Annotated in this window: 17 protein-coding genes; 16 read left to right on the forward strand and 1 reads right to left on the reverse strand. The window is 57.3% G+C overall.

From position 1 onward, the window contains the following. Positions 1–17 precede the first annotated feature (17 nt). Together AAC076_RS15485 and AAC076_RS15490 are read left to right on the forward strand one after the other, a co-directional pair. On the forward strand, positions 18–974 hold the full coding sequence (locus AAC076_RS15485; RefSeq protein WP_339847385.1) for a lipid A biosynthesis lauroyl acyltransferase: 957 nt from the start codon (positions 18–20) through the stop codon (positions 972–974). Then, the gene (locus tag AAC076_RS15490; RefSeq protein WP_339847386.1) at positions 971–2,167 is read left to right on the forward strand and encodes a patatin-like phospholipase family protein; all 1,197 of its coding nucleotides are present in this window, start codon (positions 971–973) and stop codon (positions 2,165–2,167) included. The genes AAC076_RS15485 and AAC076_RS15490 overlap by 4 nt, the downstream gene beginning before the upstream one ends. Here the strand turns inward: AAC076_RS15490 and rapA are convergent. After that, complete coding sequence (rapA, locus tag AAC076_RS15495; protein ID WP_339847387.1) at positions 2,164–5,004, reverse strand: RNA polymerase-associated protein RapA; 2,841 nt, start codon at positions 5,002–5,004, stop codon at positions 2,164–2,166. The two genes, AAC076_RS15490 and rapA, sit on opposite strands and share 4 nt — an antisense overlap. Positions 5,005–5,318: 314 nt before the next feature. Between rapA and AAC076_RS15500 the strand changes: the two genes are divergently transcribed. The 14 genes from AAC076_RS15500 (at position 5,319) to csrA (ending at position 18,925) form a co-directional block, all read left to right on the forward strand. Beyond that, complete coding sequence (locus AAC076_RS15500) at positions 5,319–5,567, forward strand: hypothetical protein (protein WP_339847388.1); 249 nt, start codon at positions 5,319–5,321, stop codon at positions 5,565–5,567. Between the two features lie 41 nt (positions 5,568–5,608). Further along, a complete protein-coding gene (locus tag AAC076_RS15505) occupies positions 5,609–5,800 on the forward strand; it encodes a hypothetical protein (protein WP_339847390.1) in 192 nt (63 codons plus the stop codon). A 128-nt stretch (positions 5,801–5,928) separates the two neighbouring features. Further along, the gene (ccoM, locus tag AAC076_RS15510; RefSeq protein WP_339847392.1) at positions 5,929–6,057 is read left to right on the forward strand and encodes a cytochrome c oxidase subunit CcoM; all 129 of its coding nucleotides are present in this window, start codon (positions 5,929–5,931) and stop codon (positions 6,055–6,057) included. A gap of 157 nt (positions 6,058–6,214) precedes the next feature. Next, positions 6,215–6,868, forward strand: a complete 654-nt coding sequence (locus AAC076_RS15515) for a tRNA-uridine aminocarboxypropyltransferase (RefSeq protein WP_339847393.1) — start codon at positions 6,215–6,217, stop codon at positions 6,866–6,868. A 197-nt stretch (positions 6,869–7,065) separates the two neighbouring features. Continuing rightward, positions 7,066–7,884: an SDR family oxidoreductase gene (locus AAC076_RS15520; protein WP_339847418.1), complete on the forward strand. Its 819-nt coding sequence runs from the start codon at positions 7,066–7,068 to the stop codon at positions 7,882–7,884. Positions 7,885–8,066: 182 nt separating this feature from the next. Further along, a complete protein-coding gene (locus tag AAC076_RS15525) occupies positions 8,067–9,251 on the forward strand; it encodes a thiolase family protein (protein ID WP_339847394.1) in 1,185 nt (394 codons plus the stop codon). A 200-nt stretch (positions 9,252–9,451) separates the two neighbouring features. Further along, the gene (locus AAC076_RS15530) at positions 9,452–10,441 is read left to right on the forward strand and encodes a GlxA family transcriptional regulator (protein ID WP_339847395.1); all 990 of its coding nucleotides are present in this window, start codon (positions 9,452–9,454) and stop codon (positions 10,439–10,441) included. A 78-nt stretch (positions 10,442–10,519) separates the two neighbouring features. Next, positions 10,520–11,734, forward strand: a complete 1,215-nt coding sequence (locus tag AAC076_RS15535; protein ID WP_339847397.1) for an aspartate aminotransferase family protein — start codon at positions 10,520–10,522, stop codon at positions 11,732–11,734. Between the two features lie 14 nt (positions 11,735–11,748). Beyond that, the gene (locus AAC076_RS15540) at positions 11,749–12,768 is read left to right on the forward strand and encodes an arginine N-succinyltransferase (RefSeq protein WP_339847399.1); all 1,020 of its coding nucleotides are present in this window, start codon (positions 11,749–11,751) and stop codon (positions 12,766–12,768) included. Between the two features lies 1 nt (position 12,769). Beyond that, positions 12,770–13,810: an arginine N-succinyltransferase gene (astA, locus tag AAC076_RS15545; protein ID WP_339847402.1), complete on the forward strand. Its 1,041-nt coding sequence runs from the start codon at positions 12,770–12,772 to the stop codon at positions 13,808–13,810. A gap of 87 nt (positions 13,811–13,897) precedes the next feature. Beyond that, complete coding sequence (locus AAC076_RS15550) at positions 13,898–14,440, forward strand: glutathione peroxidase (protein WP_339847405.1); 543 nt, start codon at positions 13,898–13,900, stop codon at positions 14,438–14,440. A 126-nt stretch (positions 14,441–14,566) separates the two neighbouring features. Continuing rightward, positions 14,567–17,194 carry an alanine--tRNA ligase gene (alaS, locus tag AAC076_RS15555; protein WP_339847407.1) on the forward strand — a complete coding sequence of 876 codons (2,628 nt, stop codon included), beginning with the start codon at positions 14,567–14,569 and terminating at the stop codon, positions 17,192–17,194. Between the two features lie 89 nt (positions 17,195–17,283). Next, positions 17,284–18,525, forward strand: coding sequence for an aspartate kinase (locus AAC076_RS15560; protein ID WP_339847409.1), 1,242 nt, complete (start codon positions 17,284–17,286; stop codon positions 18,523–18,525). A 214-nt stretch (positions 18,526–18,739) separates the two neighbouring features. Next, the gene (csrA, locus tag AAC076_RS15565) at positions 18,740–18,925 is read left to right on the forward strand and encodes a carbon storage regulator CsrA (RefSeq protein ID WP_092386879.1); all 186 of its coding nucleotides are present in this window, start codon (positions 18,740–18,742) and stop codon (positions 18,923–18,925) included. Positions 18,926–19,022 lie beyond the last annotated feature (97 nt).

A 19,022-nucleotide genomic window follows, 5' to 3' on the forward strand; every position in this document is an offset into this window, starting at 1 on the left:
ACTGGATGGCGTTATTTATGAGTGCTCCGGTTTTTCGTCCCGCTCTACTGCATCCCCGCTACTGGCCGATCTGGCTTGGTCTGGGTCTGCTCTGGCTGATAGTGCGTCTGCCATATCGTTTTCTGCTCGGCCTGGGGCGGTTTGTCGGGTGGTGCATGTTTGTTTCCATGGTCGAGCGTCGGCGGATAGCCGAGACCAATCTGGCGTTGTGTTTCCCGCAATGGACGGAAGATCGCCGCAAACAGGTGCTGCGAGACAACTTTACATCCAACGGTATTGCGCTGTTTGAAATGGCCATGGCCTGGTGGTGGCCGGGTGATCGGCTGGCACGTCTGGCCCGGGTTGACGGTCTTGAGCACCTCCAGCAGGCCGCGGCGGCAGGCCAGGGTGTTGTGCTTACGTCGCTGCACTTCACCACCCTTGAGCTGGGCGCGGCGCTACTCGGGCAGCGGGTTACCATTGATGGTATGTATCGCGAGCATCGTAATCCGGTGTTTGACCTGGTGCAGCGACGGGGTCGCGAGCGTCACAATGCTGATGCCCGGGCAATCGAGCGCGAGGACGTGCGAGCCATGTTCAAATCGCTACGCAGTGGCAGGGCGATCTGGTATGCGCCAGATCAGGACTACGGGCGCAAGGCGAGCGTGTTCGTACCGTTCTTCGGCGTTCCAGCGGCCACAGTAACAGCGACCAGCTCCTTCGCCCGTCTCGGCAAGGCCCTGGTTGTCCCCTTTACCCAGACGCGCCTGCCTGATGGTCAGGGCTATCAATTGACCGTCCATGCCCCGCTGGAGAATTTTCCCAGTGGCGACGAGGTGACCGACGCCCTGCGCATAAACCAATGGGCCGAGCAGGCGATCCTTGAACAGCCCGAACAATATATGTGGGTGCACCGGCGCTTCAAGACGCGTCCCGAAGGTGAGGAGCGTCCCTACGCCAAGCGCAGCAAGCGCAAGCGCCGGAGTCGCACATGAGCGATGAGGCGCAGCCTGCCGGCTGTGTGCCGGGCACAACCGCTTTGGTACTTGCCGGTGGCGGCGCGCGGGCGGCGTATCAGGTGGGCGTGCTCAAGGCGATAGCCGAGTTGTTACCTGACCCCGCTGTTAATCCTTTTCCGGTCATTTGCGGTACCTCAGCCGGCGCGATCAATGCGCTGGCGCTGGCATCCAATGCTGGTGATTTTGCCAATGGCATCCAAAGGCTGAACACCGTGTGGGCGAATTTTCGCTGCAACCAGGTTTATCGCTCCGACTGGCCCGGTGTGGTCGCGCAGGCCATGCGTTGGACCGGCGCCAATCTCATGGGGATCGGCCGCCGCGCACCCACGTCGTTACTTGATAATCGGCCTTTACGGCACTTGCTGGAGAAGCATCTTCACTTTGGCAAGATTCAGGGTGCACTGAATCAGGGGCACCTGCAGGCGATTTCTGTGAGCGCCTTCGGTTACCAGTCTGCTGAATCGGTGTGTTTTTATCAGGCCCACGAGCGGATCAAGCCTTGGAGCCGTCATCGACGGGTCGGTATCCAGACGCAGCTGGGTATCGATCACATGATGGCGTCGGCGGCGATTCCCCTGCTATTCATGCCAGTCAGGATCGGGCGTGAATGGTTTGGTGATGGGGCTGTGCGCCAGCGGGCCCCTATCAGCCCTGCGCTGCATCTTGGTGCTGATCGGGTGCTGGTTATTGGTCTGTCGGATAACCTTGCCGAATCGGTCGACACCGGTCAGCGCGCCAGAAAGGTCGGGAGCGTCTTGCCGCCCACCCTCGCGCAAATGGGCGGCCATTTGCTCAACAGTACCTTTGTCGACAATCTGGAGAGTGATCTGGAGCTACTTGAGCGCATGAACCGCCTGGCGAGTTTCATGCCCGAGGACGCTCGTCAGCATGGCAAGGGCCTGTTGCCGGTTGAGGTAATGATTATTGCGCCAAGTGAACCCCTGGACCTGATTGCGGCGCGACATCGCCGCGCATTACCGTCATCGTTACGTACCTTCTTGCGGGGAAGTGGGGCGACACGTGCTTCGGGTGGGAGTGTGTTGAGCTATCTGCTGTTTGAAGCAGAATATTGCCAGGAGCTGATCGCGCTCGGCTATCGCGATGCGACGGCCAAGCGCGAAGAGCTGCAGCGCTTTCTCGGACTGCTCTGCGCTGTCCAGGCGCCTTAGCCCACCACAAGTACCCGAATGGCATCCAGCCTGATCTTTGCATGGCTCAGCTGCTTCAGGCCTTCGGTCTTGTGGATACCAAGCGTCTCTATTTCGTCCGGCCTCACCAGTGGGTTGACCTCGCGCAAGGCCTGCAGGCGGTTGATCTCTTCATCCAGATCCAGTGCAAAGCGGCGGCTTGCCTCTTCAACCAGCTCCTTGTGCTTGACGTCAGCGACTGACTCGGCGTTATTCAGCATACCCTGGATGATGTCACGCTGGCTTTTGGCGATCTTGCTGGCCAGATGCCGGGGCACGCTGTCCAGTTGCGCATCCAACGTATCAAAAGCCACCTTGGCGGCCAGATCGTTGCCGCTTATATCGACCAGGCAGCGCACGGGTGTCGGCGGCAGGTAGCGTTGCAATTGGAGTGCGCGGGGGGCGATTGCCTCGCTGACAAACAGGCACTCCAGCAGCAGAGTGCCGGGTTTAAGCGCCTTGTTCTTCAGCACGGCTACTGCGCTATTGCCCATGCTGCCGGCCAACACCAGGTCCATGCCGCCCTGGAGCATAGGGTGCTCCCAGGAAATAAACTGCATGTCTTCGCGAGTTAGAGCAGTCTCGCGATCATAGGTGATGGTCACGCCTTCTTCATCGCCCAGCGGGAAGCCAGCGTCCAGCATGCGCTCGCCGGGCCTCAGAACCAGGGCATTGTCGGAGTGGTCCTCACTGTCAATGCCGAACACATCGAACAAGCGCTCCATGTATATGGCGAGCTGAAAGTCGTTGTCCTGGGTTTCGATGGCTTCGATCATCTGCTGGGCATCGCCATGACCGCGGGAATGAATTTCCAGCAGCCGATCACGTCCGGCGTGCAACTCCTCCTCCAGCTCCAGTCGACGAGCGCGCGCCTCGGCGAGCAACAGCGTCCACTCTTCAGGATCGGGGTTGTCGAGCTGGTGTTGCAGCCGCGCACCAAATTCATGCTGCAGGGCGTTGCCGGTCGGACAGGTTTCCTCGAAGGCATTGAGTGCCTGGTGATACCAGACAAACAAGCGCTCCTGGGCGGTGTCCTGGAGGTAGGGCACGTGCAGCTGGATGGTCTGCTGCTGGCCTATCCGATCCAGACGGCCGATGCGCTGTTCGAGCAGGTCAGGGTGGGCAGGCAGATCGAACATGACCATATGATGGGCAAACTGGAAGTTGCGCCCCTCACTACCAATCTCCGAGCAGATCAACACCTGGGCGCCGAATTCTTCGTCGGCAAAAAAGGCAGCTGCGCGGTCGCGCTCGATAATGGTCATTCCCTGATGGAATACGGCCGCAGGTATGCCGCTGCGCACGCGCAGGGCGTCGTCCAGGTCCATTGCCGTACCGGCATGGGCGCAGATCACCAGTACCTTGCTGCGTTTGAGAGTTTTCAGTGTGTCGATCAGCCAGCCAACCCGTGGGTCTTCCTGCCACCAGGGGGCTGGAGTGGCTTCGATGCCCGTTTGAAAATCGGTCTCCGGATAGATCGCGCTGCGACCCTCCAGATCAAGATAGAGCTCGGGGCAGGGCAAAGGGTGATGATGCAGCTGGCGCTCGGGGAAACCACTGATTGCAGCGCGGGTATTTCGGTAAAGTACGCGACCGGTTCCATGGCGGTCGAGCAATTGACGGATCAGACTCTCCCGGGCTTCAGTTCCCGCGCTGCCGGGCTTATCCAGCTGATTGAGCGAATCGTCGGAGCTGCTGCCAAGCCACTGGCTGATGGCCTGGCGCTCGTGTTCCGCCAGCGGCTTTGCGTCGACCAGGGTCTGCACCGCTTCAGCCACGGGTTGGTAGCTGGAGGCTTCCTCACGAAAGGCTTCGAGATCATGGAAGCGATCAGGGTCCAGCAGACGCAGCCGCGCAAAGTGACTGGCTTGTCCAAGTTGTTCGGGCGTGGCTGTCAGCAGCAGAACACTGGGAATACGTCCGGCAAGTTGTTCGACCAGTTCGTATTCGGGGCTGGGTTCATCTTCGTCCCAGACCAGGTGATGTGCCTCGTCGACCACCAGCATATCCCAGTCGCTGGCCTGCAGGCATTGGCGGGCGAAGGGGTTGTCCAGCAAAAACTCCAGGGCGACCAATGCAAGCTGCTCTTCCTCGAAGGGATTGTCCTCGGCACCCTGGCAGCGCTCGATATTGAACAGGGCAAAGCGCAGATTGAACCGTCGCTGCATTTCTACAAGCCATTGATGTTGCAGATTCTCGGGTACGACGATGAGAACCCGCTTGACCCGGCCTGTCTGCAACTGGCGATGAATGACCAGGCCAGCCTCGATGGTCTTGCCCAGGCCTACCTCGTCGGCGAGCAGCACCCGCGGCGCGATGCGATCAGCCACGTCGCGGGCGATATGCAGCTGGTGCTCGATGGGCTGGGTGCGCACACCGGCAAGACCAAGAAGGGGAGAGCGCTGAATGCGGCAATAGTGGCGCAGGCTTTCATAGCGCAGGCTAAACCAGGGTAGGGGGTCTATCTGACTGGCAAAAAGTCGGTCGCTGGCGAGTCGAAACTGGATAAAGTTGTCGAGCATGGTTTCAGCGAATTCTGCTGGCTCATTGTTCTCCTTGAGACCGCTGTAAACCAGTAGCCCATCCCGCTCGTCGACCCCGGTTACCGTCAGGGCCCAGCCCTCGTGATGCGTAATGTTGTCGCCTGGGCTGAATCTCACGCGGGTAAGCGGCGCATTGCGCAGGGCATAGTGGCGGGTTTCTCCGCTTGCCGGAAAGAGAATTACCAGCAAACGTTCGTCCTGTGACAGCAGCGTGCCGAGTCCCAGTTCCGATTCGCTGTCGCTTACCCAGCGTTGCCCCGGGGTATATACAGTCATGCCACTCTCCTGCCCATCCGGAAAAGGCCAGTATATTAACTGAACATGTCCGGCGCAGAAACCGCTGATATACTGCGTTTCGCACCGCATTTTCAGCGTTCAGTGGGCACTAAAGCTGAATTATGCGGACCGGATCACACATCCGGGGGATAAAGATAAGGGTTCTGTGGTCGATAGAATGGAGTCGGAGATCTTGAGTCGGGAAAACGGATTCGGATCGGGACATTACAGATAAGGCATCGGGGCGATCGAATTGTCGCCAGCGCTGCTCATTAGTGCATCGGCCTGCGGTAGTCAGGCCAAGCGAGGCAGCCATGCTTATACCCAATCTTCCTGTGCTTGGAGCCCAGCAAGATCCCGTCAAGACCAAGCGGAACGTGCAGCCCACCGTCGAGACGGAGCGAGTGCACGAACATATCGAGCGCTCCGGTGAGCGCCGCCAGCGCGCAGAAGGGCATTTCCCGGATAGGCGCCGTAACAGGGCTCGTCGCAAACGGGTGAATGAACGTCGCGATATTGATGACCTGCCGAGCAAGGGCCTGCTGGTTGACATAAAAGTCTGAAGGGGTGCTAACCTTGGTGGCAAAGCTTGGGGATTTGCGCCGTGACAGATAAAACTGACCAGCCGCCTGTTGTTGACTTTGAATCCAGACGTCGGGAGCGACTGCACCTGGTACATGATGCGCGTCTGGAAAAAATGCGCGGTGAGTTTGAAAAAGCCTTTCCATTGCCGGGCAAGCCGGCCACCAAGACAGTTCGCTCGGCCAAAAAGAAGAAAAAACCGCGTAAATCCTGATTGTGTCCGGCCGCCTGCCCCTTTCTGTGTATTACTCACCAAATACTCTTCCTTAATTGACCCGTGTCAATAACCCTGACGTTTTGCAGGGGTATTCTTCAAACATGGGCAATCAAAGGAGAGACCTCATGTTTATTGATGAAGTAGTACTTGCCGGAGTAGGAACTGTCGGGTTGATGGTCGCATTCCTGGGGGGTGTGGTTCTGTTCATCTGGCGTGATAGCCACAAGAAAAAACGCGTCCAAAAGACGCCCTGAAATTGTCGGGATTGGCTCCTGGCCGGTCCCAAACAGTGCATGGCTCGCAAGGCCTTTGACGGACTCTCCCACGGAGGTCCGTCTTTTTTGTTTGGTTTGTTTCCTCGCCTGCCAATCTTGGATAGGATTCAGCAAAACTCGCCTTGACTGAGCCCCTGTGACCAAGTCCACAAGAGCGCGCTGCACAGTTTGCCTGCGACCAGCAGATTTCTGTCTGTGCGCGCTTATCCCGACATTGCCATCGTCCACCCATATCCTGGTAATCCAGCATCCCCAGGAGCGGCGCCACGCGCTTAATACCGGACGTTTGCTGGTTGCCGGGCTGGAACATGCCGAACTGCTCATAGCTGAGCAGTTGTCTCTGGATACACCAGCCCACGAACAGATATCTGATCCCGCCTGGTGCACCGAGTTGCTTTTCCCGGGTGAAACTGCGCGACTGCCGGCGCCGGCCGAAGTGGGCGATGAGCGCCCGCGACGTCTTGTGCTGATCGACGGCACCTGGCGCAAGGCCCGAAAGATACTGATGCTCAACCCCGTACTGCAGAGTCTCCCCCGGATTTGTCTGCCCGGTGGATTAGTCAGCCGGTATCGTTTACGCCACACCCGAGTGCCGGACGCACTGTCCACTATCGAAGCAGCCGTTCAGGCCCTGCAACTGATAGAGCCTGATCGGGACTATTCACCCCTCCTGCGTCCATTCGAAGCCCTTATCGACGGTCAGATTCAGGCAATGGGCGCTGAGTGCTATGAGCGCAATCACGGCTCGCGCATATCCGACGCTACGCCCACCAAGCCGCCTCTCGCCTGAGCGCTGACATTACTCCGACTGGATAAAGCGCGGAGGACAAAGAGTTATTCGCAGAATTTATAATGCTCGGTTTTTACTATCAGCCCTGGAGCTTGTGTTTAGACTGGATCCTGAAAATCGGGTCGAGACAAAACAATAAAATGCATCCCGTGCGGTTGACCGGTATGCGAGCAGAGGTAGTGAACATGCAGTCAAACATGCAGACCGGCGGGCAGCGCGTAGTGGTAACAGGGGCTGGTAGCGGCCTGGGTCGCGAACTGTCGCTGCGTTATGCCCGTGAGGGGGCGCGTCTGGTTCTGGCGGACATTCAGGAAGCTGGCCTGAAACAAACGCTGGAGATGGTCGAAGCTGCGGGTGGTAAAGGTTTCTGGCAGCGCTGCGATGTTCGCGACTTCAGTCAGCTGGCTGCGCTGGCCCAGAGTTGTGATGAGCGCTTGGGTGGTATTGATGTGCTCATCAATAATGCTGGAGTGGCGTCTGGTGGGCTTTTCTGTGATCTTACCCTCGAGGATTGGGAGTGGCAGATCAGTATTAATCTTATGGGCGTGGTAAAGGGCTGCAAGGCCTTCGTCCCGATGCTCATGAAGCAAAAGCACGGCCGTATCATCAATATCGGTTCCATGGCGGCCTTGATGCAGGCCCCTGGTATGAGCAACTACAACGTGGCCAAGGCCGGAGTGGTGGCGCTATCGGAAAGCCTAATGGCGGAACTTCACCCCCTGGGTATAAAGGTGAATGTGGTTTGTCCGTCTTTCTTCCAGACCAATCTGCTCGACTCGTTCCGCGGGCCGGATCAGGCTGCCAAGCAGCAGATAGCCAAGTTGTTGGAGAGTTCTCCGATCAACGCCGCCGATGTCGCCGACTTTGTCTACAGGGAGAGCGAGGCAGGCACTTTCATGATTCTGCCCCACGAGGCAGGTCGGGCAGCCTGGGCAGCCAAGCAGGCCAACCCGCAAGTCATTTACGATGAAATGATTCGGTTGGCTTCGAAGAAGATGGAGCCCTCTGCCAACTGAGCAACGATAAATTTATTGTATGTAGATATATCAAGGATAATGATAATACTACCCGCGCCAAGGTGCGGGTCTTAATCTCCGGGCCCTGCTAAAGTCCTCGTTCGAAGGGACTGCGTAACTGTTCCCCAATTCTGATTCTGTATCAGTTGCTCCGAACTGACAAACTCTATCGAGGTATCAATATGCGTGAAGTGGTTATCGTAGACAGCGTTCGCACCGGTCTGGCCAAGTCGTTTCGTGGCAAATTCAATATCACCCGGCCTGATGACATGGCTGCTCATTGCGTGAATGCGCTGATCGAGCGCACCGGAATTGATCCTCTGCTGGTTGACGACTGCATTGTTGGCGCCGGCTCCAACGAAGGTGCTCAGGGCTACAACATCGGTCGTAACGTGGCGGTATTGTCGGGTCTGGGTATCAACGCTGCGGGCATGACGCTCAATCGCTTCTGTTCTTCGGGCCTGCAGTCCATTGCTATTGCTGCCAACCAGATCGCCTCTGGCTGTTCCGATGCGATCGTCGCTGGTGGTGTGGAATCCATTACCATGACGGCCAAGAGCCGCAATACCGATCACCTCTACAACCCTCGCCTCGAAGAAGAGCTGCCCGGTATCTATTACCCTATGGGACAGACCGCAGAAGTTGTAGCCCGTCGTTACAACGTCAGCCGCGAGAGCCAGGACGCTTACGCTCTGCAAAGCCAGCAGCGTACGGCTCGAGCTCAGTCCGAGGGCCTGTTCAACGACGAAATCGTGCCTATGCCAGTCAAGTATCAGGTACAGGACAAGGCTACCGGTGAAGTCAGTATCGTTGAGGGCGTGGTTGATCGTGACGAGTGCAACCGTCCGGAAACCACGCTGGAGGGTCTGAACAGCCTGAAGCCAGTCTTTGCCGAAGACGGCTCAGTGACTGCCGGCAATGCTTCCCAGCTGTCTGATGGCGCTTCCATGACTCTGGTCATGAGCCTGGAAAAGGCGCTTGAATTGGGTCTCAAGCCCAAGGCCTACTTCCGGGGCTTCACTGTTGCTGGTTGCCAGCCCGACGAAATGGGTATTGGCCCGGTCTATTCCGTACCCAAGCTGCTGGAAGCCCGCGGTCTCAAGATCGAGGATATCGATTTGTGGGAGCTGAACGAAGCCTTTGCCTCGCAGTGCCTTTATGCCCGCGATTATCTGGGTATCGATAACGAGAAGTACAACGTCAACGGTGGTTCAATCTCCATTGGTCACCCCTTCGGCATGACCGGTTCGCGTCAGGTCGGTCACCTGATTCGTGAACTCCAGCGCCGCAACCTGCGCTACGGCATCGTCACCATGTGCGTTGGTGGCGGCATGGGCGCCACTGGTCTGTTTGAAGTGTACAAGTAAGCGTTATATGCCAGGCCCCGACTGTTTCAGTTGAGGGCAGGCATTAAAGAGGGACGCAGCGTTTTGTCGCTGCGTCCCTTTTTTTATGCCTGTGAACCAGCGGTCGATACCAGGCGCCTGGGGCTTATGGCACAATGCGTTTTTCACAACAGAGCTGAATCAGGACATGTGCATGTCGCATGGCGAGGGCGGGACAATGCATGGCAGGTGAGCTGCGAAGGGTAGCCTTCGTGCTGTGGCCGGGCACGCACCCATCCACTGTCATGCCTGCCCTGGCGGTACTGCGCTCGGCCAATAGAATGGCCGAAGCTGAATTGTACAGGGTCGATTGCTTCACCCTGGATGATCAGCCGATAACCAGTGCCGAAGGTTGGCAACTTCCTGCTCGCCAGTGGGGTAGTGAGCTTGTCAGTCATGACCGTCTTTGGCTGGTAGCCGATGGTGTGGTTTTGCCGACTTCAATACCCGCTGGCCTGGCCCAGCATTGCCGCAATCTCGTGCGCGATAGTCACCAGATTGGGGCATTGGAGGGCGGCGTATATCCGTTGGCCATGAGCGGACTCCTTGATGATTGCCGCTGCGCCGTTCACTGGCGAATGATCGACGACTTTCGGGAGCGCTTCCCTTCGGTAATCGCTGGCAGCGAGCTTTTCGTGCAGGATCGCGGGCGAATGAGCAGCAGTGGTGGCCAGGCCACACTGGATCTGTTTCTGGCGCTGTTGGCGGAGGAACGTGATCCCGACCTGGCGGCCATGGTGGCAGAGGAACTGGTGGTCGAGAGGTTGCGTGATGGTAGCGAGCGTCAGCGAGTGCCGTTACGTAATCGTCTAGGCAGTACCCATCCGAAATTGACCCAGGCAGTGATTCTCATGGAGTCGAACATCGAAGAGCCGCTGACCACTGATGAAATTGCCCGACATGTATGTGTGTCGCGCAGACAGCTGGAGCGTATTTTCAAGCAGTATCTCAATAGCGTACCGTCACAGTACTATCTTGAATTACGGCTCAATCGGGCACGGCAATTGCTATTGCAGACCAGCAAGTCAATTATTCAGATCGGATTGTCCTGCGGCTTCTCTTCCGGACCACATTTCTCCAGCGCTTATCGCAATTGTTTCGGGATAACGCCGCGTGAAGACCGCAACCAGCGCCGTGCGCAGCAGGCAGTGGACGCGGTATCCAGGGCGTGAGGGGCAGTCAGGACAAAACGCAACGCAAGCAGTAATCAGATCAGTACAACGGCCCCTGGGGCAGAGGAGAGCAGGCGGATGTCAGATGCAATGCAGGTAGATCGGGCAGATTTCGACCGTGTCATGGTCCCCAACTACGCCCCGATCGACATGATCCCGGTGCGCGGTGAGGGCTCGCGCCTGTGGGATCAGCAGGGCCGCGAATACGTCGATCTGGCCGGTGGGATTGCTGTCAATGTGCTGGGCCATGCCCATCCGCAGCTTGTTGATGCGCTTACCGAGCAGGCGGGCAAGCTTTGGCACGTGTCCAACGTGCTGACCAATGAGCCTGCCTTGCGCCTGGCCAGCAAGCTGGTCGATGCCACCTTTGCAGACAAGGTGTTCTTTGCCAATTCCGGTGCAGAGGCCAACGAGGCGGCCTTCAAGCTTGCGCGGCGCTGGGCCCATGAGACTGTCGGTCCTGACAAGCACGAGATCATCGCCTGCACCAACAGCTTTCACGGGCGTACCCTGTTTACCGTCAGCGTTGGCGGACAGCCCAAGTATTCCCAGGGTTTCGGTCCGGCGCTGGAAGGTATCAGTCACGTCCCGTACAACGATTTGGCCGCATTGGAGCAGCAGATATCTTCGCGTACTTGCGCGGTGGTCATTGAGCCTATTCAGGGTGAAGGTGGGGTCATACCCGCGGCGCCGGGTTATCTGCAGGCTGCCCGGGAACTCTGCGACCGGCATGGTGCTCTGCTTATCTTTGATGAGGTGCAGAGCGGTATGGGCCGTACAGGCAAGCTCTATGCCTATATGCACAGCAACGTGACTCCGGACATCCTCACCAGTGCCAAGAGTCTGGGAGGCGGATTTCCGATCGCGGCCATGCTGACAACCAGCGCCATTGCGGCACATTTTGCAGTTGGTACCCATGGCAGCACCTATGGCGGTAACCCCTTGGGCTGCGCAGTTGCTGAAAGGGTGCTGGACATCGTCAATACCGAGCAGGTACTAGCGGGAGTTGCAGCGCGTCATCAGTTGCTGGTCGATGGCATCATGACGGTGGCCCAGGAGTTTCCGGTTTTTTCTCAGGTCCGAGGTCAGGGTCTGTTGCTGGGCGCAGTACTGGCCGACGCCTGGCGCGGCCAGGCACGGCAGATTCAGGAGGCTGCGCAGCGCGAAGGGCTGATGGTCTTGCAGGCTGGCCCCGACGTGATGCGTATCGCCCCAAGCCTGGTCATCGACGAGGCTGATATCGCCGAAGCCATGCAGCGATTGCGCAAGGCATTGGCCCATCTGGTCGGATAACCACGGAGAGCGTCATGCTGGTCCAACGCCTGAGCAGAATCTCGGATCTCCCCGAAATCCGTCGTCTGGCTGCATCCAGTCCGGCTGGCGTCACCGCATTGCCGGATGATGAACGTCGGCTTGCTGAGATTCTTGAGGCGTCCGAAGCATCCATGACTGAGGAAATCAGCTTCAGCGGAGAGGAGCGCTATTTCTTTGTTATCGAGGATACGGTCAGTGGTTCACTGGCCGGTTGCAGCAGCGTGGTGGCCTCGGCGGGGTTCAGTGAGCCCTTTTATGCCTTTCGTAATGAGATGTTCGTGCACGCTTCCAGACAGCTCGGTTTGCACAATCGTATGCATGTGCTTTCCCTCTGCCACGACCTGACTGGACACAGTCTGCTGTCCGGCTTCCATCTGGAACCGGACTATCAACATGCCGATGCAGTGACATTGAATGCCCGCGGTCGTTTGCTGTTTATGGCCAGTCACCCCCAGCGTTTTGCCGATTCAACTTCGGTGGAAATTGTTGGTATAAGCGACGAGGAGGGTAACGCTCCTTTTTGGGATGCGGTTGGCCGACATTTCTTCGCAGTGACCTACAGTGAGGCGGAGCGCATCGGCAGTAGTCGAGGACGCAGTTGTCTGGCCGAACTGATGCCCGGTTACCCGATTTATGTCCCGATGTTGTCCGACGAGGCTCAGGAGGTTATAGGTCAGGTACATCCTTCAGCCGAGCGCGTGTTCGATTTGCTCATGCAGGAGGGTTTCGAAACCGACAATTACGTGGATATATTTGACGGTGGACCGGTGGTGCATGCACGGACCCGTGAGTTACATACGGTACGCAACAGTCTGGTTATGCCTGTGGAAGTGGGGGAAATGCCCGCAGGAGATGAGAGCTGGCTAGTGGCCAATGGGCGGATCAGCGATTTTCGCGCCTGCGTGATGCAGCTTTTTGTCACGCCGGATCAGCCGGTAGTGCTCGACCAGCACACGGCGGATCTCTTGGGAGTGGTAACCGGGGATACACTGCGTCTTGCGAGGGAGGTCTGACATGCTGGTACGAGCAGCCCGGGCGACCGATATCAGCAGCCTTCTGGAACTTGCAGCCAACGCGGGCGCCGGTCTGACCACTCTACCCGCGAGTGAAGAGCGCCTGTTGCGTCGCTTACAGAATGTAGAACAGAGTTTCCTCGGGCGCGTAGATCGGGCCGATAGCGATTACCTTTTTGTGCTGGAGAATGAAATTGGTCAGGTAGTGGGCACCAGCGGCATGCTCGGTTCCGCGGGCATGCGCGAGCCCTGGTACAGCTACCGTATGGGGCTGACCGTAGCCGCTAGTCGCGAGCTGGATGTATACCGCCAGCAACCGACACTGTTTCTGGTCAACGATCTGACCGGGGCAACAGCCTTATGCTCTCTTTATTTGCCGGAGCAGTATCGTCGAAGCAATGTGGCGAGGCTGGTTTCCAAGGCACGCTTCCTGTTCATGGCCGAGTTTATGGCGTCTTTCTCGCCCCGGGTGATCGTCGAAATGCGCGGACGTTCCGACCCCGACGGTCGCTCCCCTTTCTGGGATAGCCTGGGTCAGCACTTTTTCCGCATGGATTTTGCCCGGGCGGATTATCTGACCGGTATGGGTAACAAGGCATTTATCGCGGAAATGATGCCCAAATTTCCGCTGTACGCCTGTTTTTTGAGTGACGCAGCTCGGGAGGCGATTGGTAAGGTTCACCCTGATTCGGAGGCCGGATTAGCGATTGTTCAGGAGGAAGGGCTCAGCTATCAAGGTTATATCGATATATTTGACGGCGGGGCTACGCTGGAGGCCCCCCTTGCTCACGTCCGGTCGGTCAGTGAAAGTCGGGTGCTGTTGTTGGCTATCGGCACACCAGGGGATGACGCTGAGCCTTACCTTATCCACAATCGTAGTCGTTATGATTGCCGCATGATCAGTGCCCCCGCACGTATGGCGGCGGGAACCCTGGTGGTTGCCCGTGATAGCGCAGAACGTTTAGGTCTGCGTTCTGGAACGCCTGTCAGAGCGGTATCGCTTTGCAGCAGTCAATCCAGGGTTGAGCCTTACTCCAGGTGACACACCGGCTTACACGAGGCTCCTTGGCTGGGTGCAGCCAGGTTCCTATACTCGGACTAATCTCGAATTGCATCATGGAGCCACCCTATGCGTCGCCTTGCCTCTGTCTCGGTGCTATTGATCAGTGTCTTTACCAGTCACTCGCTCTTGGCCGATTGCGCCGCCATTTTGCAGCATGAGATGCCGGCGTTGCGTTCCAAGGATACTGTCGATCTGTGCGAACGCTATGCGGGCAAGCCCCTGCTTATTGTCAATACTGCCAGTTTTTGCGGCTTCACTCCGCAGTTCAAGGGGTTGGAGGCTGTTTACCAGCGTTATCGCGGGCAGGGGCTGGAGATCCTCGGCGTGCCTTCCAATGATTTCAAGCAAGAGGCCGCCGAGGTCGAGAAGGTGGCCGACGTCTGTTACGTCAATTATGGCGTGACCTTTGCCATGACAGATCCCCAGAAGATTACCGGCGTCAACGCGCATCCACTCTATAGGCAGTTGACCGATGCCGCCGGCCAGGCTCCGGGCTGGAACTTTCACAAGTATCTGATCGACCGGGAAGGCCAGGTGGTCGGCAATTTCGCCAGTCAAGTGGCGCCCGATGATCCTGCGCTCGTCAAGGCCATTGAATTGGCGCTCTGACCCGTACTCTCTTTGTCATAATCGGCCTGAGGCATGATGCATGTGGACGCCTGATGCCTATATAATGCGCGCCAGACCACGCCTGCGCCCTGAGCGCAGGCTGCACCCGTTTCTGGTAGGGGATTTATGAAAAGCGCAGAGATTCGAGAAGCCTTCCTCCAATTTTTCGAGCAAAAGGGACACACTCGTGTGGCCTCCAGTTCGTTGATCCCGGAGAACGACCCGACCCTGCTGTTTACCAACGCCGGGATGAACCAGTTCAAGGACTGTTTTCTGGGTCTGGAAAAGCGTGCATATACCCGTGCCACCAGCAGCCAGAAGTGCGTGCGCGCCGGTGGCAAGCACAATGACCTGGAAAACGTCGGCTATACGGCGCGGCACCATACTTTTTTCGAGATGCTGGGTAACTTCAGCTTCGGTGATTATTTCAAGCGCGATGCGATTCTGTACGCCTGGGAATTTCTGACCTCCGAACAATGGTTGAATCTGCCCAAGGACAAACTCTGGGTCACCGTATACGCCACCGACGATGAAGCCTACGACATCTGGACCAAGGAAGTGGGTGTGCCCGAAGCGCACATGGTGCGTATTGGCGACAACAAGGGCGCTCCCTATGCGTCGGACAATTTCTGGGCAATGGGTGATACCGGCCCCTGCGGTCCGTGCAGCGAAATCTTCTACGATCACGGACCTGAGATCTGGGGTGGTCCCCCGGGTAGCCCGGAAGAAGACGGTGATCGCTACATCGAGATCTGGAACAACGTTTTCATGCAGTTCAACCGCACGGTAGAAGGCGAAATGCAGCCGCTACCCGCGCCCAGCGTCGATACTGGTATGGGCTTGGAGCGCATCAGTGCGGTCCTGCAGCACGTGCATGCCAATTACGAAATCGATCTCTTCCAGAATCTGTTACAGGCTTCAGCAGCGGCCATTGGTTGCCAGCAGGATGACGCGGCTTCCCTGAAAGTGGTTGCAGATCATATTCGCTCATGCAGCTTTCTGATTGCAGACGGCGTTGTGCCCTCCAATGAAGGTCGTGGTTATGTGCTGCGCCGTATTATTCGTCGGGCCTGCCGTCACGGTAACAAGCTGGGTGCCCAGGGTGTTTTCTTCCATCGCATCGTTGCTGCTCTGGTTGCCGAAATGGGCGAAGCCTTTCCGGAACTCAAGTCGCGCCAGGTTCATATCGAGCGCATTCTCAAGACCGAGGAGGAACAGTTCGCCAAGACTCTGGAGCAGGGTCTGAAGATTCTCGAACAGGATCTGGCCGGTCTTTCCGGCAAGGAGATACCTGGCGAGGTCGTCTTCAAACTGTATGACACCTATGGCTTCCCCATGGACCTGACCGGCGACATAGCCCGCGAGCGTGGTCTCACTTTGGATGAGGCAGGGTTTGAAAGCGCGATGCAGGCCCAGCGCGAGCGTGCACGCTCGGCCAGTCAGTTCGGCATGGACTACAACAGCCTGGTCAAGATTGATCTTGAAACAGAATTTCAGGGCTATGACGGTACCTTGGGTGCTGGTCAGGTCGTTGCGCTATTCCGTGATGGTCAGGAGGTGGACTGGCTGCGCGATGGCGATAAAGGGGTGGTCATACTCGACAAGACGCCTTTCTATGCTGAGTCTGGTGGGCAGGTAGGTGATACGGGCTACCTCGAGATTGCTGGCAGCAGTCTGCGTTTTGATGTTCGCGACACCACCAAGAGTGGAGCTGCGCACCTGCACCAGGGTGTTGTGGCCAGTGGTGAGCTGCGCAAGGGTGACCGGGTCAAGGCCGTGGTAGACGACCATGTTCGCCAGGCGACCAAGCTTAATCACTCAGCTACCCATCTTTTACACGCAGCCCTGCGTCAGGTGCTCGGTGAACATGTTCAGCAGAAGGGCTCTTTGGTCGATAGTCAGCGTCTGCGCTTTGACTTCAGTCACTTCGAAGCAATCAGTGCGCAGCAGCTGCGTGATCTGGAAGACATGGTCAATGAACAGATCCGACTCAATACGTCTGTTGCAATCGAAGTGACCGACATTGAAACCGCCAAGAATAAAGGCGCGATGGCCCTGTTCGGTGAGAAATACGGTGATCAGGTACGCGTCCTGACTATGGGTGATGGGTTCTCTGTTGAGCTTTGTGGTGGTACCCATGTCAGCCGTACCGGCGATATCGGTCTCCTGAAAATAACCAATGAAAGTGGTATTGCCGCTGGTGTGCGGCGCATCGAGGCGGTGACTGGAGCTGGCGCCCTTGAGCTTGTTCGCGAAACCGATGACCAGTTGCGCCAGATTGGCCAGGCGGTCAAGGGTAGCCGTGAAAACCTGTTGGATAAGGTTGCCTCACTGGTGGAGCGAAGCCGCCAGCTGGAAAAGGATGTAGAACAGCTTAAAGCCAAACTGACCAGTGCCGCAGGCAGCGATATGGCCTCTGAAGTACAGGAAGTCGGCGGAATGCAGGTGCTGGTAAAGCGCGTGGACGGTCAGGACGGAAAAGCTCTGTTGGGCCTTGTGGATCAGCTGAAAAACAAGCTTGGCTCAGCCACGGTTCTGCTAGCAGGTGAGCTGGATGGCAAGGTGGTGCTGGTTGCCGGCGTCACCAAGGACCTTGTTGGTCGGGTGAAAGCTGGCGACCTGATCCGTAACGCGGCAGCCTGTGTGGGCGGCAAGGGTGGTGGTCGCCCGGATATGGCCCAGGGTGGCGGCACCGACACAGCGGCTATCGATCGGGCGTTGTCCGAGGCCCTCAACTGGTTGAGCGGGCAGTAAAACGCAGTTCTAACAAGGATCAGTTGCCTGATGGCGGCTGACAGAACCGTCGGGAAACCGATTTTCACAGGGGGGCTGGTGCAAACATAATGGCACTTATCGTCCAGAAGTTTGGTGGTACCTCGGTTGGCAGTGTCGAGCGCATCTGCCAGGTAGCCGAGAAGATCAAGGGGTTCAGGGCCAGGGGTGTGGATCTGGTCGTCGTGGTATCTGCGATGAGCGGTGAAACTAACCGACTCATTGATCTGGCCCGGCAGGTTCAGCTTGAACCGGATCCGCGCGAAATGGATGTCATATTGTCCACTGGTGAACAGGTCACCATTGGCCTGTTGGCGATGGCCTTGAAAGCGATTGATGTGCCTGCCGTTTCCTACACCGGAGCTCAGGTACGCATAGTGACTGATAGCGCGCACAACAAAGCGCGCATTCAGCATATCGACGATGCCAATATCCGTGGGGAGCTTGCTGCGGGCAAAGTGGTTATTGTTGCCGGTTTTCAGGGCGTCGACGAGCAGGGCAATATTACTACCCTGGGCCGTGGCGGCTCGGATACGACAGGGGTGGCTCTTGCGGCCGCGCTCGGGGCTGATGAGTGCCAGATCTATACTGACGTCGATGGCGTCTATACTACAGATCCACGGGTGGTGGAGAGTGCGAGACGGCTTGAGCGCATTACATTTGAAGAAATGCTCGAAATGGCCAGTCTAGGCTCCAAGGTGTTGCAGATAAGATCCGTGGAGTTTGCCGGCAAATATAATGTGCCGTTGCGCGTACTACACAGTTTCAAGGAGGGTCCCGGGACCCTGATCACGCTCGAGGATGATGCTTCAATGGAACAACCCGTCATTTCCGGTATTGCCTTTAATCGCGACGAAGCCAAGCTGACTATTCGGGGCGTGCCGGATGTGCCGGGCGTAGCCTTCAAGATACTCGGTCCGGTCAGCGCTGCTAATATTGAAGTAGATATGATCGTGCAGAACGTCTCGCGCGATAACACCACCGACTTTACCTTTACGGTGCATCGCAACGATTTTCGCAAGGCGGAAGAGATCCTGCGTCAGGTAGCTGATAATCTTGGTGCCCGAGAAGTCGCCGGCGACAGCAAGATTGCCAAGGTCTCGATCGTTGGTGTAGGCATGCGGTCCCACGCGGGCGTGGCAAGCCAGATGTTTGAAGCGCTGTCCAATGACGGCATTAATATCCAGATGATTTCCACCTCCGAGATCAAGATTTCGGTGGTGATTGACGAGAAGTATCTCGAGCTGGCGGTGCGCAGTCTGCACACTGCCTTTGGCCTTGATGCCGATTCGGCTACCGAAGATTTTCTTTAAGGGTTTGCGGTTGCGCGACGAGCGCAGCCGCGGGGGTGTGGTTTCTGGCTGTCGCACCCTATCTGTCCTTCAGCTTCTGAGGCGTGCGTGACAATGTATGGGCGAACGACTAGCCCCTTGGCGTTGTCATACAAATACCGCAGTGGCAGGGTGGCAGGCAACGTGCCGGTTTTTGCAGGCTGCTGTGTCCTGATCATGAGCAAGGAGAAATGGAATGCTTATTTTGACTCGAAGGGTTGGTGAGACCCTGATGGTAGGTGACGAAGTCACTGTGACCGTGTTGGGCGTTAAAGGTAATCAGGTCCGGATTGGGGTCAATGCCCCCAAGGAAGTGGCCGTGCACCGTGAAGAAATCTATCAGCGCATCCAGAAAGAAAAGGATGACGAACCAAATAGTTAATTTCATTGAGTTTTTGTTTGCATTAACGGCAGTGCGCAGTTACTATTCTGCGCGTGTTACGGAGAGGTGGCCGAGTGGCTGAAGGCGCTCCCCTGCT

This window comes from uncultured Halopseudomonas sp. (genome assembly GCF_963977355.1).
In the GTDB taxonomy this organism is placed as follows: Bacteria; Pseudomonadota; Gammaproteobacteria; order Pseudomonadales; family Pseudomonadaceae; genus Halopseudomonas.